16 protein-coding genes, 1 tRNA gene, 2 rRNA genes and 2 pseudogenes are annotated in these 23496 nt (G+C 59.0%); 10 read left to right on the forward strand and 11 right to left on the reverse strand.

All coding sequences use genetic code 11. From position 1 onward, the window contains the following. The first annotated feature begins 2 nt into the window (after positions 1–2). The 4 genes from ACU5AY_RS17200 to ACU5AY_RS17215 all read left to right on the forward strand — a co-directional run bounded on the left by ACU5AY_RS17200 (position 3) and on the right by ACU5AY_RS17215 (position 3904). Positions 3–794 carry an amino acid ABC transporter ATP-binding protein gene (locus ACU5AY_RS17200; protein ID WP_446827118.1) on the forward strand — a complete coding sequence of 264 codons (792 nt, stop codon included), beginning with the start codon at positions 3–5 and terminating at the stop codon, positions 792–794. A 43-nt stretch (positions 795–837) separates the two neighbouring features. After that, positions 838–1575, forward strand: coding sequence for a histidine utilization repressor (hutC, locus tag ACU5AY_RS17205; protein WP_446827119.1), 738 nt, complete (start codon positions 838–840; stop codon positions 1573–1575). A 45-nt stretch (positions 1576–1620) separates the two neighbouring features. Continuing rightward, positions 1621–2739 (forward strand): histidinol-phosphate transaminase, encoded by a 1119-nt coding sequence (gene hisC / locus ACU5AY_RS17210; RefSeq protein ID WP_446827120.1) that lies wholly within the window; start codon positions 1621–1623, stop codon positions 2737–2739. Positions 2740–3259: 520 nt separating this feature from the next. Next, positions 3260–3904 carry a BA14K family protein gene (locus ACU5AY_RS17215; protein WP_446827121.1) on the forward strand — a complete coding sequence of 215 codons (645 nt, stop codon included), beginning with the start codon at positions 3260–3262 and terminating at the stop codon, positions 3902–3904. 40 nt (positions 3905–3944) lie between these two features. On the opposite strand, the gene ACU5AY_RS17220 is transcribed toward ACU5AY_RS17215, so the two are convergent. The 3 genes from ACU5AY_RS17220 to ACU5AY_RS17230 all read right to left on the reverse strand — a co-directional run bounded on the left by ACU5AY_RS17220 (position 3945) and on the right by ACU5AY_RS17230 (position 6227). Then, positions 3945–5009, reverse strand: coding sequence for an NAD(P)/FAD-dependent oxidoreductase (locus tag ACU5AY_RS17220; RefSeq protein WP_446827122.1), 1065 nt, complete (start codon positions 5007–5009; stop codon positions 3945–3947). Further along, on the reverse strand, positions 4925–5161 hold the full coding sequence (locus ACU5AY_RS17225; RefSeq protein ID WP_446827123.1) for a hypothetical protein: 237 nt from the start codon (positions 5159–5161) through the stop codon (positions 4925–4927). The genes ACU5AY_RS17220 and ACU5AY_RS17225 overlap by 85 nt, the downstream gene beginning before the upstream one ends. A gap of 163 nt (positions 5162–5324) precedes the next feature. After that, positions 5325–6227, reverse strand: a complete 903-nt coding sequence (locus ACU5AY_RS17230) for a formate/nitrite transporter family protein (protein ID WP_446827124.1) — start codon at positions 6225–6227, stop codon at positions 5325–5327. A gap of 164 nt (positions 6228–6391) precedes the next feature. On the opposite strand from ACU5AY_RS17230, the gene ACU5AY_RS17235 reads away from it, so the two are divergent. The 3 genes from ACU5AY_RS17235 (at position 6392) to ACU5AY_RS17245 (ending at position 11471) form a co-directional block, all read left to right on the forward strand. Continuing rightward, a complete protein-coding gene (locus ACU5AY_RS17235; protein WP_446829049.1) occupies positions 6392–7453 on the forward strand; it encodes a DNA topoisomerase IB in 1062 nt (353 codons plus the stop codon). 146 nt (positions 7454–7599) lie between these two features. Beyond that, positions 7600–9924, forward strand: coding sequence for an FdhF/YdeP family oxidoreductase (locus ACU5AY_RS17240; protein ID WP_446827125.1), 2325 nt, complete (start codon positions 7600–7602; stop codon positions 9922–9924). Positions 9925–10757: 833 nt separating this feature from the next. Then, the gene (locus ACU5AY_RS17245) at positions 10758–11471 is read left to right on the forward strand and encodes a sucrase ferredoxin (protein WP_446827126.1); all 714 of its coding nucleotides are present in this window, start codon (positions 10758–10760) and stop codon (positions 11469–11471) included. On the opposite strand, the gene ACU5AY_RS17250 is transcribed toward ACU5AY_RS17245, so the two are convergent. Genes ACU5AY_RS17250 through ACU5AY_RS17265 form a run of 4 tightly spaced genes read right to left on the reverse strand, consistent with a single transcriptional unit; the run spans position 11468 to position 15211 of the window. Next, on the reverse strand, positions 11468–12403 hold the full coding sequence (locus ACU5AY_RS17250) for an ABC transporter substrate-binding protein (protein WP_446827127.1): 936 nt from the start codon (positions 12401–12403) through the stop codon (positions 11468–11470). The genes ACU5AY_RS17245 and ACU5AY_RS17250 overlap by 4 nt on opposite strands. Next, positions 12400–13446 (reverse strand): FecCD family ABC transporter permease, encoded by a 1047-nt coding sequence (locus ACU5AY_RS17255; protein WP_446827128.1) that lies wholly within the window; start codon positions 13444–13446, stop codon positions 12400–12402. The genes ACU5AY_RS17250 and ACU5AY_RS17255 overlap by 4 nt, the downstream gene beginning before the upstream one ends. After that, positions 13443–14426: a FecCD family ABC transporter permease gene (locus ACU5AY_RS17260; RefSeq protein ID WP_446827129.1), complete on the reverse strand. Its 984-nt coding sequence runs from the start codon at positions 14424–14426 to the stop codon at positions 13443–13445. Before ACU5AY_RS17260 ends, ACU5AY_RS17255 begins: the two co-directional genes overlap by 4 nt. 8 nt (positions 14427–14434) lie before the next feature. Next, positions 14435–15211, reverse strand: a complete 777-nt coding sequence (locus ACU5AY_RS17265) for an ABC transporter ATP-binding protein (RefSeq protein ID WP_446827130.1) — start codon at positions 15209–15211, stop codon at positions 14435–14437. 231 nt (positions 15212–15442) lie between these two features. Here ACU5AY_RS17265 and ACU5AY_RS17270 point away from each other — a divergent pair, with 231 nt between their 5' ends. Then, the gene (locus tag ACU5AY_RS17270; RefSeq protein ID WP_446827131.1) at positions 15443–17641 is read left to right on the forward strand and encodes a TonB-dependent siderophore receptor; all 2199 of its coding nucleotides are present in this window, start codon (positions 15443–15445) and stop codon (positions 17639–17641) included. Positions 17642–17687: 46 nt separating this feature from the next. On the opposite strand, the gene ACU5AY_RS17275 is transcribed toward ACU5AY_RS17270, so the two are convergent. Further along, entirely contained in the window at positions 17688–19037 is a 1350-nt protein-coding gene (locus ACU5AY_RS17275) for an aminotransferase-like domain-containing protein (protein ID WP_446827132.1), read from the reverse strand. Positions 19038–19294: 257 nt separating this feature from the next. Here ACU5AY_RS17275 and ACU5AY_RS17280 point away from each other — a divergent pair. Together ACU5AY_RS17280 and ACU5AY_RS17285 are read left to right on the forward strand one after the other, a co-directional pair. Continuing rightward, positions 19295–19512 (forward strand): annotated as a pseudogene (locus ACU5AY_RS17280) (transposase); the annotation flags it as partial. Then, positions 19507–19827: pseudogene (locus ACU5AY_RS17285) on the forward strand (glycine cleavage T C-terminal barrel domain-containing protein); the annotation flags it as partial. The pseudogenes ACU5AY_RS17280 and ACU5AY_RS17285, both read left to right, overlap by 6 nt. 170 nt (positions 19828–19997) lie before the next feature. Here the strand turns inward: ACU5AY_RS17285 and ACU5AY_RS17290 are convergent. The 3 genes from ACU5AY_RS17290 to ACU5AY_RS17300 all read right to left on the reverse strand — a co-directional run bounded on the left by ACU5AY_RS17290 (position 19998) and on the right by ACU5AY_RS17300 (position 23426). Continuing rightward, a tRNA-Met gene (locus tag ACU5AY_RS17290) sits at positions 19998–20074 on the reverse strand. Positions 20075–20312: 238 nt separating this feature from the next. Then, positions 20313–20427, reverse strand: a 5S ribosomal RNA gene (rrf, locus tag ACU5AY_RS17295). 200 nt (positions 20428–20627) lie between these two features. Continuing rightward, positions 20628–23426, reverse strand: a 23S ribosomal RNA gene (locus ACU5AY_RS17300). Between the last annotated feature and the right edge of the window lie 70 nt (positions 23427–23496).

Here is a 23496-nt window from a genome sequence, read left to right on the forward strand (position 1 = left end):
CCATGACGACACCCGCCATCGAAGTCAGAAACCTCGCCAAGACGTTCGGAGACGTCACCGTTCTTCAGGACATCGATCTTGAAGTCGCACAGGGCCAGGTGGCCTGCCTGATCGGCCCCTCCGGCTCCGGCAAGAGCACGCTGCTCAGATGCATCGCCTTCCTCGAGGAACATACGCAGGGCACCATCTCGATCGATGGCCAGGCCCTGGGCTTCTTCGAGAACGCAAAAGGTGTGCGCGAACGGCTGCCCGTCTCCTCCATCCGTGAGGTGCGCTCGCAGATCGGCATGGTGTTCCAGCAGTTCAACCTGTGGCCGCACATGACCGCGCTCGGCAATGTCAGCGAGGCGCTGAAGACGGTCGACGGCATGAAGAAGGCCGACGCCGAAGAGCTTGCCATGATCCAGCTGAAAAAGGTCGGGCTGGAACACCGCGCCTCGCATTACCCGTCGCAGCTCTCCGGCGGCCAGCAGCAGCGCGTGGCGATCGCCCGGGCGCTGGCACGCCAACCGAAGATCATGCTGTTCGACGAGGCGACATCGGCCCTCGACCCGGAACTGACCGGCGAAGTGCTGAACGTCATGCGCAGCCTCGCGGAGGAAGGCATGACGATGGTCGTCGTCACGCATGAAATCGGTTTCGCCGCCTCTGTCGCCAACCAGATCAACTTCCTCGACCATGGAAAGCTGCTCTTCAAGGGCCCGCCGTCGGAGGTCTTCCAGAAGCCGCGCCATCCCCGGCTCGAACAGTTCCTGGACACCTACCTGGACCGCGGCGCGTCCGCCCTGCTTTGAGGATGGACCGGCCCCAACAGGAGATGCGAGACGAGATGATCCGATGAAGGACAGAACCAAGGCATCGACCGTCGCACCGTCACTACATCAGCGCATCCTCGGCGAAATCGAGCAGAACATCCTGACTGGCGCCTGGCCTCCCGGGCACAGGGTACCCTCTGAAATCGCACTGACCGAGCAGTACCAGTGCTCGCGCATGACGGTCAGCAAGGTCCTGGCCCAGCTTGCCCGGGCCGGCCTGATCGTCCGGCGCCGAAAGACCGGAAGCTTCGTTCTGCCGCAACGAACCCACAGCGCCATCCTCGAGATCTCGGATGTCAAGGACGAGGTGAAAGCACTCGGCCTGCCATATCGCTATCAGATTCTGGTGCGGCGCATCCGGCCGATTTCCAAGGATGAGGAAGCCGGATCGCAGCCATCCAAACGGCAGCAGATGCTGGACATCGAGTGCCTGCATCTGGCGGACGAACAGCCATTCTGCCTGGAGGAGAGAAGCATACATCTGGCCGCCGTGCCGGATGCGGCAGAGGAGGAATTCAAGACGCTGTCGCCGGGCGCCTGGCTTCTCAACCATGTGCCATGGACGGCGGCCGAACACCGGATCGCGGCCATAGAAGCTTCGGAGGCGACGGCGAAAAACCTCGACATGGCCGTCGGCGCGCCATGCCTCGCCATCGAGCGGCGCACATGGCGCGCCGGCGAACCGGTGACCTTCGCCCGGCTGACCTATCCGGGCCACAAATGGACGCTGACCGCACACTTCATTCCCTCGCAGAACTGAGGGTAGCCGCATATCCAACATCCTTTCCGCGAAGGGGAGAAGACCATGCCATTGGGCAAGCATATACGCGATGAAGTCCGGGCACTGACACCCTACAATGCCGGCCTGACGATCGAGGAAGTGATGGCGGCCTACCAGCCCGCAAGCATCGCCAAGCTGGGCTCCAACGAAAATCCGTTCGGACCGTCGCCGCAGGCCGTTCAGGCGATGAATGCGCTTGGTACGTCGATCGCACTCTATCCCGACCCCCTGGCCCGCAGCGTCGGCGCCGCGCTGGCCGACAAATTGTCCGTCGATCCGCAGACGATCATCTTCGGCAACGGCTCGGAGGACCTGATTGGCGCAGTCTGCCGCGCGGTCTTGAACCCCGGCGACGTGGTGGCGACGCTCTATCCCTCGTTTCCGCTTCACGAGGATTATGCGACGACAATGGGTGCGACAGTGGATCGGGTCGTCATCGGCAGCGACTTCGCGATCCCGCTCGACGCCCTGATCGAGGCAGGCAATCGCGCCAAGATGCTGATCTTCTCCAACCCGATGAACCCGGTCGGCGCCTGGCTGGGCACGGACGCGTTTCGCCGGCTGATCGGTTCCCTGTCGACGGACACGCTGCTGGTCGTCGACGAAGCCTATTTCGAATATGCGGCGCTGGAAGAGGATTTCCCCTCCGCGCTTGAAGAGCTGAAGGGGTCGGGCCTCAACTGGATTGTCCTGCGGACGCTCTCGAAAGCCTATGGCCTTGCGGGATTGCGGATCGGCTACGGCATTGCCAGCAGCCCTGAATTCAAATCCTACCTCGACAGGGTCCGCACGCCGTTCAACATCAACGCGGCCGCCCAGGCCGCCGCGCTGGCCGCCATAGCCGACGAAGACCACGTCCAGATCGGTGTGCGCTATATCCTCTCCGAACGGGAGAGGCTGGCGCGGATGCTTACGGGGAAGGGCTTCCGGGTCGCTCCATCGGCGGGCAATTTTCTCTTCTTCGACGCCGGCCAGCCCTCGGACGCCGTCGCAACCGCGCTTCTGAAGACGGGCACCATCGTCAAGCCGTGGCGTCAGGAAGGCTTCCGCGATTTCATCCGCGTCAGCATCGGCAAGGCCGAGGATAACGACAAGTTCGCCACCGATTTCTTTGCGCTTAAACCATCCGTGGGTTCACCCTGAATCACGGACACCATTTGGCGGCATCGCGCCAGGTCGAACGGTCGCATCTTTCAGTCGGGCAAACCATCGACCGGATCCGCGTACTGGAAACGGTTAGATGCAAAAGACGTTAAAGGCTTCCGAATGCAAAGGAGCCGAAGCCCTATCCGGCACTTCGGCTCACTTTCAAGACCTTGGTCGTCAGCGGACACTCATGCAAAACCGAGCATCGAGAGAATAAATCCCACAACGACCACCAGGCCAACGAGATAAATAATTCCATTCATGACATCTCTCCTTTGTAGGCCTAGTGGAAACGAAGTCGTCAGCGGTTTGTTCCTCGGTCAAATACGAAATACCTGCAGCCGTTTCGAGAAAAAGAGGAAAAGCCAGCTGAAAACAAATTCTCGAAGGGAACAAATATACCCAGCCACGCGTATTGGAGCTGAGGCAAGAGGGCCAAGGCAACAGGCGCAATATTCAAGTTCTTCTGAAGCCTGCCCGATGAATAAGCGAAATCCGTGGTTATCAGGAGGTTCAAATGCGCTCGGCTGCAACGCTTACCTTTGGAATTGCCAGTTCCATCGCAATGGTCTGGACGGGGGTGGCGGTGGCGTCTCTGGTCACACCTTCATCGGGCAGCAGCCCGCTACGTCCGATGGAATCCGATCAGCTTTGGGTGTCAAAACCCGTGCGCATCGACACTGCCAGACAGAGCCTGGAGCGCTTGACCCCACGGTTTTCTTCCTATGTGACAGACGACGAGCGTAAGACGATCGAACTTGCGTCTTTGAATCCCAAATCGACGTCTGCCACGCTCCCTGTCGACAGTGCTAGCGAAACGGCGTCGGCTGAAGACCGCAACGCAATGCACACCAATGACCAATCCGGTGGCACCGTCGCGCAGGTGTCGCCTGAACAGCTTGCCTGGTGCGGCGCCCGTTACCGTTCCTACGACCCGCAAACCAATACATACCGGGCCTATAGCGGTGAAATTCGCACATGCGCGTTTCCCGGCTCGGCAAACAATCCCACCGAGCAGGCGATGGCTCAAAAGGATGCCGGCGGCGATCCGGCGCATGTGGCCTGGTGCCAGTCCCGCTATCGTTCCTACGATACCGGCACCGATACGTACCGCTCCTATAGCGGCGCGATCCGCCCCTGCATTTCGCCGGTCAGCCAGTAATTTCCCAAAGCCCAGCCAGGCCATTTCTGCACCTCGCGTGTCAGCGAAAGGCGAAAAGATCGCTGTCCGGATCGGACTTGCCGGATATGCGGCTCTTTATGATCTGACCGGCAATCATGCTGAAGGTGATGCCATTTCCCCCGAAGCCCATGACGGAGAGAACCCGGCTGCATCCGGGCACGTGATCGATGATCGGAAGACCGTCATCCGTCGTTCCGAAACGCGCCGACCACCGATAGGCGAATTTGCCGACCCGCCGCCCAAGCAGCGCTTCGAGCTTGTCGCCTATGCGGGCGACCTTCCGCCTCATGATGTCCGGATCGGTGATGTTTGCCGCCGTTATTTCGTCCTCGCCTCCGGCAATGATGCGACCGTCCGGCGTGGCGCGGAAATAGAGATACGGATCGCTCGCCTCCCAGACGATGTGAGAGCCTAGCCATGCCGGCCTCGGTGCATGCGGGCGTGTCGCGACAGCCCATGTGGCCATGACCTGGTGGTGCTGGCTCCGCATCGGCTTTAAAAATTCGTAACCGGTGCAGAAGACGGCGTGTCCCGCGGAAAGCAGTTGACCGTCGGCAGTCGCCAGCACCACTTCGTTGCCGCTTTCCCGATAGTCGGTGATCTCGACCGGACTGCACACGGTCACGTCGGCTTGCGACAGCGAACGGAAGAGTCCCGCGGTCATGCGAGCGGGATTGGCGGAGGCCGAACAATCCGAGCGGATCGCACCCGTCCTTTCGAGCCGGTATTCTTCAACCAGCCGCGATCCCTCAAGATATTCCGCCGAGAGATCGTTGGCAGCGCGCAATTCCGCTTCCTTGCGCAGCGCCCTGTAGCCCAGGTCGTCGCCGGCGAGAAAGAGCGTCTTCTTTTCCTCCAATGCGCAATCGATGGAATGGTCCTTCAACATATCGACAAGATCCTTCACGGCCCTGGCAGACCTCCGCCAGGCCCTCACGGCCTTGTCTTCCCCGATCATTGCGGAGAGCTTGAAGAGCGGCACATCGATCTCGTATTGGATCATGGCGGTGCTCGCCATCGTCGAACCATGGACTGGCGATCGTCTGTCGAGGACCAGAATGCGACGGTTGCCGCCTGCCAGCATCCGGGCAACGATCGCACCGGAAACACCGCCACGACGATGATCACGTCGTAATCCCTGCGTCCCGGGAGCGCCTGCGTTTCGACGCTGATGTCCGGGGTGGCGGCCCAGAATGGTCTTGCGGCGCGAAGGTCCACCTTTGTGGTGATTGTCATGATGCAAATCCTGGCCCGGCTGTGATGGCGGCAATCCCGCCCGATGTTATCGAAATGCTGACGGGGAACACGGCTGGAGCGGCCTAGACCACAACGCCTTGTTTCGCCGGACAAGGCTGCTCCGATGCAGGGGAAGTCGACCCTGCATCGGATGTGCCCGTTCCTATTTCTGATCGACAGACGTCTCGAGTTCTTCGGCAATCTGGGCGTAGCTGACGAGAGCAAAGAGAGCGCTGCCGCCGATCACATTGCCGAAAAGTGTTGGAAGATAGAAATTGGTGATGGCGGGTCCCACGTCGAGACCGCCGGAAAAGATGAGCGAAGCAGCTTCCACCGAACCGGCAACAATGTGCGAAAGGTGGAACAGGGCGATAAGATAGGTCAGCAGCGCGATGACCGGGAAACGAGAGCTTTCCGCTGACGGCAACAGCCATACGACTGTGGCGATCAGCCAGCCGGCCGCAATGGCGCGCAGGAACATGTAGCCGCGCGAGGGCTCCATGGCTTCCCGGGCGATCTCGAGCGCCGCGGCCCTGACCTCGGGCGTGTGAAGGATGTCGAACGCGATTCCCGCTCCGAAAATCAGCGTGCCGGCCAGATTGGCCGCAAAGACGAGCGACCAGAGCCTGGCGATGGCACACATGCATTTGACGTTCGGCTTCGCCAGAAAGGGCAGCATGGCGGTCAGCGTGATCTCGGTGAAGAGCTGCTGTCGGGCTAGAATGACGATCAGGAAGCCGACGGCGTAGCCCCAGCACTCCACCAGCGGTCGCCAGTCCGCGTCCGGGAGATAGTGGCGTAGCGCCGCCTGGCTGAAGACCGAAAATCCGATGGACAGACCCGCTGCAAATCCCGACCACAGGAGGCTGCTGGTCGGCCTGGCGAGTTCCGACTCCCCCTCCTTCCTGACAATCTCGTAAACGGCGACCGGCCTGAGCTGGGCGCGTTCGTCCACTTCCTGCTTTTCGTTCCGGCTCAAATGCTCGTCGTCATGATTCGTAGCCGAATTTTCGTCCGCCGGCATTTTGCCGTCGTCCTCTTCTTCTGTTCCGGATGTCGGAGCCATGTTCATTCCTTCAACGAGCATCTGGATGAACCAGAGCGGTCACCTTCAAAGCCGGATTTTCGACCCGAACCTCTTCGCACCGTCAGGAACAATTCCACGCCCAATCTGTTCCCTCCGTCTGGGAGGAAAACATGGCAGGTCAGCCGGTTGATGCATCGTCCATGATGTCTAGCCTTGGCAATCCGTTGAAAAACGGGCGCAAGGCGATCTCACATCTGGGCCTCGTGTTCTCGAGCGATTGCGAGCCGGGGATCTCGCGTCGCGCCGGCGCCGATGGTTTCAGCTACCATACGCCGGACGGCAAGCGGCTACGCAACAAGGCCGAGATCCTGAGGATAAACGGACTGGCCGTTCCACCGGCCTATAGCGATGTCTGGATATGCCTCGATCCGCTCGGGCATCTTCAGGCAACCGGTTTCGACGCGCGCAAGCGAAAGCAATATCGCTATCACCCCGACTGGCATGAGCATCGCAGCGGCCAGAAATTTGCCCAGCTCCAGCAGATGGGCAGCGCATTGCCACGCATCCGCCGACGGATTGCCCGTGACCTCGCCAATGGTCCCGACACGGAGAAGGTCGTCCTTGCGGCGCTCGTCATGCTTCTCGATCTCACGCATATCCGTGTGGGAAACGAGCGCTACGCCATCGAAAACCGGACGTTCGGCGCGACGACCCTCGAAAAGAGACATCTGAAAATCGAAGACGGTCGGCTGAAGCTGCGCTTTGTCGCGAAGGGCGGCAACCGCGTCCAGAAGACGCTCAAGAACAGGCGTCTCCAGAAGGTTCTGGAAGAGATCGCCGATCTTCCGGGGCGGCAGCTGTTTGCCTGGCGGGACGGAGAAGGGCGCCGCGCCGCGATCGATTCCGGCAGGCTCAACGACTATCTTAAGACCATTTCCGGACAGGCGATTTCGGCAAAATCCTTTCGCACCTGGGGCGGCTCGGTCGCGGCCTTCGGTTCGGCCCTCGCGGCCCTGGATGCAGGCGAGCGCCCAACCATCAAGTCACTGTGCGAGGCCGCAGCGGCTGAACTTCACAACACGCCGGCCATATGCCGCAAGAGTTATGTCCATCCACGCGTTCTGGCGCTCGCCTCGGGTGATGCGGACATGCTGAAGCGTTTCCGCAGCTGGCGCGGCCGGCGGGCGAAACTCCATTCCGGATTGAGCACGACTGAATCCCTGCTGCTGGCATTTCTGAGAAGCCGGATCGCGGAACGCGTCTGATCCGGCCCGGCACCAATGTCGCGCCCAGGAACAAAGACTGACGGCCCGGCGTTTTCCTGTCGAACTCCCGACAATGGATTTGCAGCTGCATGCGACCGTCTGCGGAAATCTCTGTCCTTCGATGTCGCCGGGAGCATGAGGAGAAAATGGCAATGAACGACAATGATGAAGGCAGGTCGCACAGCGCGGTCGGGCATGATCCGGAAACGCCCGAATACGAACACGCAACTGGCGGCTGGGGTTCACTGGAAGGCGTGGTGAGAATATACGGCGAGGAGCGCAGCTCTCCCATGGCGCTCAAGGTGCTCGCGAAACTCAACAAGCCGAAGGGCGTGATGTGCTCTTCCTGCGCGTGGGCGAAGCCAGCAAACCCAAAGACCTTCGAATTCTGCGAAAACGGCGCCAAGGCTACGCTTTGGGAAATCACGCCGAAGCGTGTCACGCCCGCCTTTTTCTCCGAACATACCGTGACGGAACTCAGAACCTGGCCGGATCACAATCTCGAACATGCCGGCCGCCTGACGCATCCGATGCGCTATGATGCAGCGGCCGACCGCTATGTTGCCGTGGAATGGGACGAAGCCTTTCGCGAGATCGGCGCAGAGCTGACGGCGCTGGACCCGAAAGAGACCGTCTTCTACGCATCGGGCCATGCGGGCCTGGAAGCCTCCTATCTCTACGCGCTCCTCGCCCGCGTCTACGGCAACAACAACCTGCCGCAGTCGTCCAACATGTGCCACGAGACGACATCCGTTAATCTCAAGACCTTTATCGGCACGCCCGTCGGCACCTGCACGCTGGAAGATTTCGAAAAGTGCGATGCGATCTTCTTCTTCGGCCAGAACACCGGCACGAACAGCCCGCGCTTCCTGCATCAACTGAAGGCGGCAGTCGACCGCGGCTGCAAGATCGTCACGTTCAATCCCTTGCGCGAACGCGGGCTGATCGAATTCGTGAATCCGCAGAACATCGTCCAGATGACAGTGGGGAAGCCGACGAAAATTTCCAGCCGGTATTACCAGGTGCGGCCGGGCGGTGATATCGCGGTGCTGGCCGGAATGATGAAATGCGTGTTCGCCGCGGAGGAGGCGGCTCCCGGAACCGTCTTGGACAGGCCTTTCATCGACAACGAAACCACGGGTTTCCGGTCGATGCGAGCGGCCGTCGAAGCCATGCAATGGGCGGACATCGAGGCGCATTCGGGCCTCGACCGGGCCATGATCGCGGAAGCGGCGGACATCTATCTCGCCTCTCCGAGGGTTATCGGCATTTACGGCATGGGCCTGACGCAGCATGTCAACGGCTGGCTGAACCTTGGAATGCTCGTCAACCTGCTTCTGCTGCGCGGCCATATGGGACGCCCGGGCGCCGGCATCTCACCGGTTCGCGGCCACTCCAACGTACAGGGCCAGCGCACGGTCGGGATCGGCGAGAAGACGGCGAGCATTCCGCTCGACAAGCTCGAAGAGATGTTCAACTTCACCGCCCCGCGTGAAGACGGTCGCAATGCCGTCGAGACCTGCGAGGGCATTCTCGACGGTTCTGTGAAGGCGCTGGTCTCGCTTGGCGGCAATCTCGTACGGGCTCTGCCCGACCGGACAAGAATGGAAGAAGCCTGGCCGCGCCTTCAATTGACCGTCAGCGTTGCCACCAAGCTCAACAGGTCGCACCTGACACCCGGTGCCGTCTCCTACATCCTGCCCTGTCTCGGCCGGACCGATATCGACAAGCAGGCGACCGGTCGTCAGGCGGTGTCGATGGAGGATTCCCTCAGCCACGTCTACGGCTCCATCGGCAATGCAGAGCCGCCAAGCGATGCCCTGCTTTCCGAGGTCGCCATCGTCTGCGGCATCGCCAAGGCAACCCTCCCTGAAAATCCCAGGCTGCAGTGGGATGAGTGGACCGCAAACTACGACCTGATCCGCGATCTGATCGCCGAAACCTATCCGGACCAGTTTCACGATTTCAACGCGCGGCTTCACCAGCCGGGCGGCTTTTATCGCGGCAATTCGGCCCGCGAGCGCAAGTGGGACACCGAAAGCGGCAAGGCGGAATTCACGACGCCGACGACGATCACCAGCCTCGGCGAGGATGCCGGCGCCACCGGGCCCGCTCCCGACCGGATGACCCTCATCACGCTCCGCTCCAACGACCAGTTCAACACGACGATCTACGGCTATTCGGACCGGCTGCGCGGACTTGAGGGAAGCCGCGACGTGGTTCTGATCAACCGCGACGAGATGCTGCGTCTGGGGCTTAACGAAGGCCAGACCGTATCACTGACATGCGACATCAACGATGGCATAGAGCGGACTGTCTCCGGCCTGACCGTTACCCCCTACGATCTGCCGCCGGGATGCGTCGCCGGCTACTACCCCGAGCTCAATCCGCTCGTTCCGCTGTCCTATCACGAGAAGCACTCGAAGACGCCGGCCTACAAGGGCACACCGGTGCGCATTCTTCCGGAGTGACGGCGCAGCAAGCCATCAGGCGAAAGCCCCATGGCTTATCCGAGGAGGAGTTATGGTTGAAGCGACGTCTTAGCTTTGTGAGAGCTTTTGCCTGCATTGGACGAACCGGGTCCAGAACCGCCATAGGCCCTACGATGGCTTTGCCTATTTGCGGGCTGTGAAGAGGGGTTCAATTCTGGACGCGTTGACAATAAAAAACCCGCCTTTAGGGCGGGTTTTTTATTGGTTGCGGGGCCTGATGACACCGAGACTTGAAAATTTCGCCCGTTTTTTTGAGACAAGAGCAGTTTGGCAATAGGTAAACACAAACTGGAAAAAACTGGACAGTGCCATGACCTCCCATAATGGCAGAAAAAGTGCCTTCACTCCAGCGGTACAGGCCGTCACTGCCCTCCCCCGAAAACAGTCGTTAAAAGATTGCAATTGTAGCGATCCGAAGAAGACTGCCCAGGACGCTCACGGAGGCATACAAACTGAAAGTATCACTGACGTTAGCAGGGTCTTAGGGGAATCGTTACATAGGGAAGGTTTCAGCTTAACGGCGATCAAGCCGCGTATCTCCAGAAAGATGGGCTATGAAAGCGTGCCACGGGTGTTCATCGAGACAGAAGGCCCAAATGCGCCAAAACCTTAAGGAGCTAAGCCTCCCTCCATGCCATCTCAGTCCTCGATCCGCGCTGCGGGACATAGCCGATGTGGCTGGCGAGCCGGTGCCTGGGACTGGTAGTGCAGCCGGCCGCTACGTTCTTCTTCGCTGGCCGCGTGGTCGCTGGCGCGTGCCGCGTACGCAAGTCCTTGGCATGGACGACGCTATAGCCTAAGCCATAGTGGCCGTGAACCTTGCCGGCATCCATGTCGCGCTGGTCGATGGTGATGACATTGCTCTCTCGGCCAATGGTTCGATTATCCGCGCTGTGGGTTCCGCTGACATTGCCAAGCAGTTGATGTGTTTGGCAGCCGGCGAAGAACTTTCGGGAGAACGTGACGACCGCATCACGATCCTCTGCTGCACGGATTCCAAGCACGACCCGTGCTGCGCGCGTTATGGTTTTTCCACTTGGAAGGCATTGCCGGCCCACGCCAATCCTGCCGTCTTTCGCGTTCTTCAGTCTACCCATATCGGGGGCTGCCGTTTCGCAGCCTCCATTCTCGTCTTACCGATACGGGCGCGATACGGGCGCCTGAAGCCACGGGAAGTGCCAGATTTCCTTGCCTGCCTTCAACGCGACGAACTCTATCTGCCGGCTTATCGTGGCAATCCGGAATTGGACGCCATCAGCCAGGTTGCCGAGTGCGCGGCGCGGTACTTCCGGAAGGATCTCGGTTTCGCAGACAAGGTTGTTCTCGACCACAAGTCAGGTAGCGAAGGCGAGGGAGCAGTCGAAGTTTTTGCGTCGCTGGCCTCACAGCGGTTGCTGACCCGGCTGCAGGCGGAGACTTTCGAGGTCGCGACCCGCCGCAGCAGCCTGAGGCCAGGTGGGCAGACCAATCAGGTAGCGCGCCGGCGTGCAGTCTCGCTCAAGCCCCTGACTGAACCCGTCGACTAATTGGTCTCCTGCCGCAATATCTGGCGCTCACCGATGTGGGAGAAAAGCAGGGTTGCCGAGCCGATCAGCCCCTCCATGGTCTCCCCATAGCGGCTGCGGTCGAAGTACAGGAATTGCCGGTTTCGCACGGCATACATGTTTTGCCATTGTGCCGTCGCGCGAAAGGCACGGGTTTCAGCTTCTTCGCCCAGCATTTCCTCATAGGTGTCGATGATGACGTCACTGTCAAAATCTGACAGCCGCTCCAGGCTATAGGGAATGTTGCGGGAGCTGTTCTCATAGGCGGGCATGTGGCCAAGCCCGAAATCGGCGATGACCTGCTCGATGCCGCCGCGGCCAATGATCCTGAAACCGTCGCGGTAAATCTCCATGGGGGTCACCGTGATCTGGGAAGGATTAGCGACGCGTCGCCGGAATGCGGCGACAATGCCATCGTATTCTCGTCGCATCTCGTTGTAGCGCGGCGTGCGTCCAACAAGGTCGGCCAGTTGGCCGGCGTAGGAGACGATGCCTTCCTCGCGTACCGGCAGCAGCACCACTGGAGCGATTGCCGACAATTTGTCGCGCAGGGCAGCATGATAGGAAAGGCCGACGATCAGGTCCGGTTTCAGCGCGGCAATCGTTTCGATATCCGGTGCCTGATGCGTGCCGATATAATGGATCGCTGCGGTATCGTATCGTTGCGCCGCGCCGCGATAGAAAGTGTCCTCCAGCAGTCTTTTTCGCCCAGTTGAGCCACAGGGCACGATGCCCAGTTCGAGGAGTTGGGTTGTCAGGCTGAAGTCATGCAAGGAGACAACGCAGCGCGGTGCCACGGGCACCTCCACCGTGCCGAATTGATTGGAGAAGCTCCTCATCTCGGCTGCCAGCGTCGGGAAGGCGAAGCCGCAGATCATGGAGATAAGACACAGGGCCGAGGCGGTTCTGGTCATCGGGCGGATCCTTTGCGGGAAAGCAGAAACAGGAGATAAGGTGCACCAATCACCGCGACAACGAGGCCGGCCGGGATCTGGAGCGGTGCAAACGCGGTTCGGCCGATCGTGTCACTGACGAGCACGAGGAAGGCACCGAGCAGGCCCGCAAGGGGCAGGAGCAGTCCATGCCGGTCGCCCACAAGCAATCGGGCCGCGTGGGGTGCGAGCAGTCCGATGAAGCTCATCGTCCCGACATTGGCAACCGCAGACGCGCTTAGCATGACACTTAGCAACAGCGCGATGGCCTGGAAGCGGCCGGTATCGAGGCCGCGGGTCTCGGCAACTGCATTGCCGAGCTGAAACAAGTCGAACTGGCGCGCAAGAAGGAGAACAGGGCCGCTCGCCAAAAAAAGCCAGAGGAACTGGCTGCGGACATTGGCCCATCCGGCGCGGTGCAGGCTTCCCGACAGCCATAGAAGGGCGGACTCGACCTGCTCTATGCGTCCGTAGGTAATCAGAAGGTCAGCCACAGCACTCAAAATGGCCGTCACTCCAACGCCGACCAGAATCAGACGCAAGGGCGCAACCCCTCTGTTCCAGGCGAGAGCGACCACCAGCAAAGCGACAAGAATCCCTCCGATCAGTGCGGCTATCGGATAGAGCTCTACCGGCAGGGCTGTCGGCCAGAGCACGAGTGCAGCAAGTACGGTAATGCCGGCGCCTGCCTCGACGCCAACGAGCCCGGGGGCGGCAAGAGAGTTGCGGGTCAGGGCCTGCAGGATCACGCCGGACAGAGCCAGAGCCATGCCCGAGAAGATGGCAAGCAGGATGCGCGGCAGCCGAATGTCGAAGACGATCTCGGCCAGGATGTCATCTGTGCCGCTGTCGTGACCGACGAGCGCACCAATGGCCTGGCTGAGGGTCATTGGATACGTGCCGAGGACGAGTGCACCAACTGCTGTAAGCAGGAGCAATCCTGCGGTCAGCATGAGCATTGCAAGGCCGCTCGAGAATCGGTGGATCGATGTCCGTTTCCGGACAGGCGCATTGGTAAAGCTCATCTGACCCTACCCAGAACCAGTGCAATGAAGATCGGCCCGCCGATCAGTGCCGTCACGATGCCCGTATTTATCTCGAGAGGACGCACCGCTGTTCGCGACGCAATGTCCCCCATCACCACGAGCAAGGCACCGACGAGCGGTGCCGAGGGTACAAGCAGGCGATTATCGCCTCCGAAAAGGATGCGGGCGATATGGGGTGCAACGAGCCCGACGAAGCCGATGGGGCCGGCAATGGCAACAGACGATCCGGCCAGCAAAACGATGGCGAGCAGACAGGTCAGCCGCAAACGCCCGACATGCAATCCCATAAGCATGGCCGATTGCGCGCCCAGGCGATGAAGGTTCAACGCCGGAATGTTGACGACTGCAATCACTCCGCCCAGAACGAGAAAGGGCAGTGTCTCACGTCTGGCATCGGCGGTGTCGAAAGCGAGTGAACCGACGAGCCAACGCCGCAGGGTTTCGAGGCCCTGCTGATCCAAGATGAGGAGCACGGATGTCAACGCGCTGAACAATGCGGCCACCATTACGCCTGACAAGACCAGGCGAACCGGATTGGGGTCGGTGCCGCTATTGAGGAGAACTATCCCGGCTGCCACAATCGCGCCAGCAAAGGCCAGATACGGGATCATCGCCATCGTCGTGCCCGGCATCACCAGCAACCCCGCCACCACAAAGAATGCGGCACCGCTGTTGACGCCCATCAGGCCTGGATCGGCGAGCGGATTTTCGCTGATTGCCTGCATCAGCGTTCCGGCAAGGCCAAGCGCCAACCCTACTGTTATGGCGCCAAGTAGGCGCGGCAATCGCATCTCGACGACGATGTTATGCAGTGCATCGGCCGGGGTATAGTCGACCAGCGCCGCCCAGACGACACCCCATTCGAGCGGGCGTGCACCGAGCTTCAAGTGCAGAAGCGAAGCCACGCCCAGCAGTAAGAAAAGAAGAGAGAACTGTGAAAGGCGACCGAGTGTAGACACGACTGCACCTATCGTGCCAGCGAGGTCGGAACGCACACCATCGCTCCCGTCTCGGGATCGTTGAGCATGCGTGAGCGCACCGAAAAGACGTTTTCGATATTGGCTGCGTGGAACACCGTCCCGGTTGCGCCCTCTGCCACGACGCGGCCGTCCTTGAGCATGACCAGGAAATCGGCGTAGCGGGCCGCCTGGTTGAGATCGTGAAGGATCGCGACAACCGTGCGCCCCGTATCACGGAGGACCAGAAGGAGGTCGAGCAGGCTGAGCTGGTTTGCTACGTCGAGAAAAGTCGTCGGCTCGTCAAGCAGGATTATAGGCGTGTCCTGTGCCAGGGTCATGGCAATCCAGGCTCGCTGCAACTGGCCCCCGGAGAGGCTTTGCAGTGATCGGCTCATCAGGTGACCGATACCGCACAAGGCAACGGCCCGGTCTACGGCGTCTTCATCGCTCTTGGACCAACCCCCTAACCAGGGTCGCCAGGGAAAACGGCCCTGCACCAGCAATTCTCGCACGCTCATGCCCTGAGGCGTGTAAACGTGCTGGGGCAGGAAGGAGATCAGCCGCGCAAGTTCACGTTTGGAATAGTTCGCCGTCGGTTTTGATCGGAGCTGCAGCGCTGCCCCCTGCACGGGCATGGCACCGGCCATGCTGGCCATTAGGGTAGACTTGCCAGATCCGTTTGGTCCGATCAGCGCCGTAAATTGTCCTTCTGGAATGGTCAGGGTGATGTCGTGCAAGACTTGCTCGCCGCCGCGATAGACGTCCAGTTTCCTGATCTCGAGCATGACCTGCAACTCCTGGTCCCAACTGTGAAAAAGGGCCTCGAAGCGGCTCCTCCGTTGCGCCTGTAGCACTCACGGAAGATGAGAGAATCCCCAATAAGTGTGTTGTGACACTTTAAATATTTATCAAAAGTGAATCACATGATAGCCACAAACTATCTTTGTTGAGCATATTTGTCATGTTTATTTCGGACGAAAATGCGTGTCTGGAAATTTGAATTCAGGAGTGGGGAAATGGCGAGCAGGAAACGGAATCTGAGGCCGGGTTTTAACAGTTGGCCGCTGTTGTCAGCATTGCCCATGACAATACCTTGCGCCCTTGGCTTCGCGGCCATCTCGGCAAACAACGCCCTCGCTCAGGACGGATCTGACGGCACAGTGCTGGACACCATCGTTGTTCAGACCGACGGTCAACGCAGCGCCACGGCACCTATCGACGGATATGTTGCCAAAGTCAGCGGAAGTGGCACCAAGACGGACACGCCCATCCTGCAGACACCGCAGTCTCTGTCGGTTGTCTCGGCGGAAGAGATCCGGGACCGCACTGTGCGCACTCTTGCCGAAGCACTTGCCTACACGCCAAGCTTCACGGCGCAGCCGCGCTCGTTCTCGCGCGTCTCCGACCGGTTCCGTATTCGTGGCTTTGATGTTGAGCCGGGTACCGGCGGCCTGCTGCGCGATGGCATGAGACTTCAGAACAATTCCTATGACGGAGCGCAGGAACCTTTCGGCTTCGAGCGTGTGGATGTGGTGCGCGGTGCCGCCTCCGTGCTCTATGGTCAGCTCTCGCCCGGCGGCTTTGTCAATGGTGTCAGTAAGCGGCCGACCGAGGAACCCCTCCGGGAGGTGACGCTTGAAGGCGGCATGTATAATCACAAGCAGGCCACAGTCGATATCAGCGACGCCATTACGGACACTCTGTCCTATCGGCTGACCTTCCTTGGACGCGACAGTGATACGAGCGTGGACCACGTGAATGATGACCGCATCTATGTGGCTCCGGCCCTGGAATGGAAGCCGGATGAGGACACGACGCTGACCATGCTCGGCTTTTACCAGCGTAGCAGCACGCGCTTTTCCGCTCCGCTGCCCTATCAGATTGTCGAGGGGATCGGTGATGGGCCGTTCATCCTCGACCGCGACACCTTCATAGGCGAACCGGACTATGACCGCATGATCAGCAACATGGGCGCGCTGGGCTACGAATTCTCGCACCGCTTCGACAATGATATCCGCGTTTCGGCAAAGTCGCGCTACTACGAGTCCGATCTCGACTGGCGCTACCTGCAGGCCCAGACCAGTGCCACCGCAGTCGACGCCGTCTCCAATACCGGCATCCTGGCCCGCCAATACAGCGACCGACATGACCGTGCCAAGGGTTTCACCCACGACATGAATGTGCAGTTCGGGCTCGACACCGGTCCGCTCTCGCACGAATTCCTGGCCGGTTACGATTTCTATGACACCACCTATACGTCGGACAATTTCCGCGCTGCCGTGTCGTCAATCGACCTGAATGATCCGGCTTATGGTGCCGATATCGTCGTCGACCGTGACCCGAGCCGAAATCGTGGCGGCCAGACGGATACGATCCAGCACGGTCTCTACCTTCAGGATCAGATCACCTTTGACGAACGCTGGAACGTTCTGTTGGGTGTAAGGCATGACTGGGCAGACCAGAAGTTCAGCTATCATGCCGTTGACGGCTCGACCGACAGAAAATCGGAAGCGACCACCTGGAGGGCAGGCATCGTTTATGAAGCGGACAACGGACTCGCACCTTATCTCAGCTATTCGCAGTCGTTCTTCCCGATCTCGGTTGCGGAATATGTCGATGATCTAAGCTTCAAGCCGATGACGGGCGAGCAATTCGAAGCCGGTATTCGATATCAGCCGCTCGGAACGAACATGCTGTTCAGCGCCGCCGTCTACCAGTTGACGCAGGACAACGTGGTGTCACGCAATCTCGCCGGCGACCTGACCCAGATCGGTCAGCAGAGGGCGCGCGGCTTTGAACTGGAGGCCAAGGCCGATCTGACGGACGACCTGACCATGATCGCTTCCTACGCCTATACCGACGCCCGCATCACCAAGAGCGAAGACGCCTCGCAGATCGGTCAGCGCAGTGAAAATACGCCCTATCATCAGGCTGCACTCTGGCTAACCTATGACGCTTCGCAGCTTGGCGTGGAAGGCCTGACCATCGGTGGTGGCGTGCGTTACACCGGCTCGACCAAGGCATCGGGTATCCCCGACGAAATCCCTGGCTACGCCCTCGTGGATGCAATGGTGAGCTACGACGTCAATGAGAACCTTACGCTGGCGCTGAACGCCAACAATATCTTTGACAAGAAATATGCTTACTGCGAATTCTCCATTTGCCGATATGGAGATCGCGCGGAAGTCATCGCAACTGCGCGTATTCGCTGGTGAGCTAGCGCTGCCGAGAGTCGCATAGCCCTGCGGCTCTCGCTCGTGCCTATAGGCAGTTCTTCAAGCGCGAAAGCAATGACAGGCCAGTCGTCAGGTCTTCTAGCGTCGGACCGCCAAGGCAGAGCCTAATTCCGGTGGCGTCGTCATTGGGGTCGGTGCGTACTGCGTCAGGTGGTGTCACCACTACTCCAAGCGCTTCCGCCGCCAGGGCGAAGGCCTCCGCTTCCGCGTGAGGCATAGGCAGCCATACATGAAATGCATCCTCATGAGAGACAATCGCTCGATCTGGGAGCAGTGTCTTGGCGAGGGTGGCGCGCTTTCGGGCCTCGGCACGCAATGACATGCGCACGGATTCCATCACACCGCTGGTGATCCACTCCTCCAGCAGAGCATAGTCGACTGGTGACGACGTTAGTGGGAGCGCTCGCAATGCCTCCTCCGCTTGTCCTTCCCGACCCGAAGGCAGCACCAGAACGCCAAGCCGCAAACCAGGGCTCAGCGATTTGGAAAGGCTCGTGACATGAAAGACGCTGTCGGGCATCAGGGCGACGAGAGGGGGGAGATCGGCGGTTTGGCCCAGGGTGTAGACACCATCCTCGACAACGGGGACGTTGAAGTTTCGACAGACATCGACAATCGCCTCACGGCGATCCTTACCCATAGAGGCTGTTGTCGGATTGTGGAGGGTCGGGGTCAGGTAGACGAGCCGGCGCCTGGGACTGTCTTGTTCTTCACGCAACACCCGTTCCAGATCGCCGGGCAGCATGCCCTCGGCATCAATCTCTACGCTTCGCATCGGATGGGCCCTGTACCGCGCCAAGGCAATTGCTCCCGCATAGCTCAGCCGCTCGGTGATAATGAGGCCTCGACCGCCGCACAGTATGTCGAACGCAAGCCAGAGCGCCTGCTGGCCGCTACCGGTCAGGATGATGCGTTTCGGCTCGGCAACAATCCCCAAGCCTTCGAGCCAGCGACCGAGAAGGCGACGATGTTCGTCATGCCCGGCCGGCGGCGGATAGAGATTGATATGGGCCGAATCTATCTTCTTCGAGATCGTCGACAGCGTGCGCGCCAGCAGCCGATCGCTCAGCATGACCGGCAGCCGGTTTTCCGAGAAGTCGATTGCCGGTCCCTTGTGCGCCTGAAATGCTGCAACGAAGGTGCCACTGCCTTTCACGCTGCGTGCCTGACCACGCCGTTCCAGCATGGCATAGGCTTTCGTGACGGTTCCGACGGCAAGATTGAGCTTCCAGGCGAGGTCGCGATGCGCCGGAAGGCGATCACCGCCCTTGAGCAACCCCGCAAGGATATCCTCGGATAGGGCCTCCATGAGACGATCGGCGGGGCTGTGGCCGTTTTCGGATAGCCTGGGAATCCAGGGCGATTGGAGACGCATACTGCTTTTCAATCAAAGTGTTCGGTACACTTTCAGTATATGTAAAACGCGTCGCGGAAAACTGGAAACGCACTTGGCATGGGCAAGGCGACATTCGCTTGAGAAAGGTCGGCCTTTCCTTTTTCATCGGGCAGGGGTGCCCCCCCTACCGCCCAGTCAAATTTAAATGGGTTGCGGCGCGATCCTTCCGACTGACATGCCCCCAGAAGAGTGATCCTTCATGAAGAATGGCTTATGAGCTTCAGAAGGACATTGAAATGGCAGCGAGAAGATACAAGGCAGAAGAGACCGTCACGAAGCTTCGTCATGTTGATGTGCTGAATGCGCAGGGAAATCGATGGCGGAGGCGATCCGGTCGATAGGCGTGACAGAAGTTACATACTACCGGTGGCGGTCCGAGTACTGCGGCCTGAAGGGCGACCAGGTGAAGCGGTTGAGAGAGGCGGAGGCCGAGAACGCCCGGCTCCGGGGAGCCGGTTCTGTTGTCAGGAAGAAGGAGGAGGGTCTCAAACGTCGCCTGCTTCAGTTCAAGCTTCGCGATCCCGAACCGCTGTTGTTCCACAACGAAGCTCTGGTGCGCGACGGACAGATTGTCTCGATCATCACCTCCGGCAATTACGGTCACTTCCTGGGTGGTGCCATCGGCATGGGCTACGTGCCTTGCAAGGGAGAAACCGAGGAGCAGGTTCTCGCATCGGTCTACGAGATCGAGATCGCCGGCAAGCGCTACGTCGCCGATGCCTCCATTCGTCCGATGTACGATCCGAAGTCGGATCGTACCAAACTCTAACCCGCTCGATAAGGATCAGCACCCTGTCTATCGCTGACACGCAGAAGCTGACAAGCCAATGGATGCGTTCACGACGGACCGGCAGTTCCAGAAGGAACCACGTATCCTGGCATCCGTAAATTCTCGACGCGTTGACAATAAAAAACCCGCCTTTGGGGCGGGTTTTTTATTGGTTGCGGGGGCAGGATTTGAACCTGCGGCCTTCAGGTTATGAGCCTGACGAGCTACCGGGCTGCTCCACCCCGCGTTATTGATGAGCCGACTGTGGATCTTTGCCACATGAACCGGGATTGGCATGCCCGGTTGTTTCGTTTGTCCGTCCTCGGCCCTTTGGGCCTGCGGTTGGACGGGGCTGCTCCACCCCTCGTTATTTCTGGGACCTGTGCGGTCTGCCTCAAAAGCAAAAGGCCGCTTTGGATGCGGCCTCGTCTTGGGCATGAGGCCCTTGGGTTTGTGAATGAGAAGATTTGTTTTGCCTTTTGCAGACCTGGCAGCGACCTACTCTCCCGCGTCTTGAGACGAAGTACCATTGGCGCTGGGGCGTTTCACGGCCGTGTTCGGAATGGGAACGGGTGCGGCCGCCCCGCCATAACCACCAGGTCGGCAAAGGGCAAAACATGAGAAGCTGGATTTTTGATCGCGTTTGGGCCTGTCCGTCTGGCACTTGCCGAAGCGAAGCTTCGCAAGGCCGAACGGCCGTCGCGCCTTGTGGCGCGGCCCGTCCGGAGCGTAGCGGCGAAAGCCGCGACAGCGTCAGGACAAGATGATCATCTTTTGTCGATGATCATTGATCAATGAGAACGATCAAGCCGATCGAGCTATTAGTACCGGTAAGCTTCATGCATTGCTGCACGTCCACACCCGGCCTATCAACGTGGTCGTCTTCCACGGCTCTGATAGGGAACACTCGTTTTCAGGTGGGTTTCCCGCTTAGATGCCTTCAGCGGTTATCCCTTCCATATATAGCTACCCTGCTATGCCGCTGGCGCGACAACAGGTCCACCAGAGATATGTCCATCCCGGTCCTCTCGTACTAGGGACAGATCCTGTCAATATTCCTACACCCACGGCAGATAGGGACCGAACTGTCTCACGACGTTCTGAACCCAGCTCACGTACCGCTTTAATTGGCGAACAGCCAAACCCTTGGGACCTGCTCCAGCCCCAGGATGCGATGAGCCGACATCGAGGTGCCAAACAACCCCGTCGATATGGACTCTTGGGGGTCATCAGCCTGTTATCCCCGGCGTACCTTTTATCCGTTGAGCGATGGCCCTTCCACGCGGGACCACCGGATCACTATGACCGACTTTCGTCTCTGCTCGACTTGTCAGTCTCGCAGTCAGGCGGGCTTATGCCATTGCACTCGACGACCGATTTCCGACCGGTCTGAGCCCACCATCGCGCGCCTCCGTTACTCTTTAGGAGGCGACCGCCCCAGTCAAACTACCCACCATACACTGTCCCGGATCCGGATGACGGACCGCGGTTAGACATCCACGAAGATAAGGGTGGTATTTCAAGGATGGCTCCACAAGAACTGGCGTCCCTGCTTCAAAGCCTACCACCTATCCTACACATGCCTTGGCGAATGCCAGTGTAAAGCTATAGTAAAGGTGCACGGGGTCTTTCCGTCTGACCGCAGGAACCCCGCATCTTCACGGGGAATTCAATTTCACTGAGTCTGCGTTGGAGACAGCGGGGAAGTCGTTACGCCATTCGTGCAGGTCGGAACTTACCCGACAAGGAATTTCGCTACCTTAGGACCGTTATAGTTACGGCCGCCGTTTACTGGGGCTTCGATTCAGAGCTTGCACCCCTCCTCTTAACCTTCCAGCACCGGGCAGGCGTCAGACCCTATACGTCGTCTTGCGACTTCGCAGAGCCCTGTGTTTTTGATAAACAGTCGCTACCCCCTGGTCTGTGCCACCCTCATCTACTTGCGTAAATAAGGGTCACGCTTCTTCCGAAGTTACGCGTGCAATTTGCCGAGTTCCTTCAACGCAGTTCTCTCAAGCGCCTTGGTATACTCTACCTGACCACCTGTGTCGGTTTCGGGTACGGTCTATACGGTGGAGCTATTTCCTGGAACCGCTAAGCAGCACTGACAATCCAATAAGTCAGTACAACAGTCGCAATCCGTCACTACCACCAGGCCCACGAATATTAACGTGATTCCCATCGACTACGCGTTTCCGCCTCGTCTTAGGGGCCGGCTAACCCTGCTCAGATTAACTTTAAGCAGGAACCCTTGGTCTTTCGGCGAGGGGGTCTCTCACCCCCTTTATCGTTACTCATGTCAACATTCGCACTTCCGATATCTCCAGGACCCCTCACAGGTATCCCTTCACAGACTTACGGAACGCTCCGCTACCACGTGGATAAATCCACATCCTCAGCTTCGGTGCATGGCTTTAGCCCCGTTACATTTTCGGCGCAAAGACCCTTATTTAGACCAGTGAGCTGTTACGCTTTCTTTAAATGATGGCTGCTTCTAAGCCAACATCCTGGTTGTTTTGGGATCCTCACATCCTTTCCCACTTAGCCATGACTTGGGGACCTTAGCTGGAGGTCAGGGTTGTTGCCCTCTTCACGACGGACGTTAGCACCCGCCGTGTGTCTGCCGAGTAGTACTCCCCGGTATTCGCAGTTTGGTTAGGATCAGTAAGACGGTGAGTCCCCATAGCCCATCCAGTGCTCTACCCCCGGGGGTATTCGCTCGACGCTCTACCTAAATAGATTTCGCGGAGAACCAGCTATCTCCGAGTTTGATTGGCCTTTCACCCCTAGCCACAAGTCATCCCAATCTATTGCAACAGATGCGGGTTCGGTCCTCCAGTTGGTGTTACCCAACCTTCAACCTGCTCATGGCTAGATCACTCGGTTTCGGGTCTAATGCAACATACTATGGTCGCCCTATTCAGACTCGCTTTCGCTACGCCTACACCTACCGGCTTAAGCTTGCATGTTACACTAAGTCGTTGACCCATTATACAAAAGGTACGCTGTCAGGGTTGCCCCCTCCAACTGTTTGTAGGCATCCGGTTTCAGGTTCTATTTCACTCCCCTTGTCGGGGTGCTTTTCACCTTTCCCTCACGGTACTTGTTCGCTATCGGTCATGCACGAGTACTTAGGCTTGGAGAGTGGTCTCCCCATGTTCGAACAGGATTTCACGTGTCCCGCCCTACTCTAGGACAATGAAGCATTCTACGCGTACGGGGCTATCACCCGCTACGGCCAAACTTTCCAGAATGTTCCGCTTTATTCTTCATTGCCACTGGCCTGGTCCGCGTTCGCTCGCCACTACTTGCGGAGTCTCGGTTGATGTCCTTTCCTACAGGTACTTAGATGTTTCAGTTCCCTGCGTTCGCTTCTTTCACCCTATTTTATTCAGATGAAGATACCTTATTTCAATACTTGGAACATTGCCGCGCCAAAGACACAGCAACATTCCCAAGTATTTAAGGTGGGTTCCCCCATTCGGAGATCCATGGATCAAAGCTTATTCGCAGCTCCCCACGGCTTATCGCAGCGTATCACGTCCTTCATCGCCTGTGCATGCCAAGGCATCCACCAAATGCCCTTAAGACACTTGATCGTTCTCATTGCCAATGATCATCTTTTCTAGTGGGCTTGGAATTCCTTGTCCTTCTCGCGTTACCGCTCGA

The sequence above is a fragment of the Rhizobium sp. PAMB 3174 genome (genome assembly GCF_052908375.1).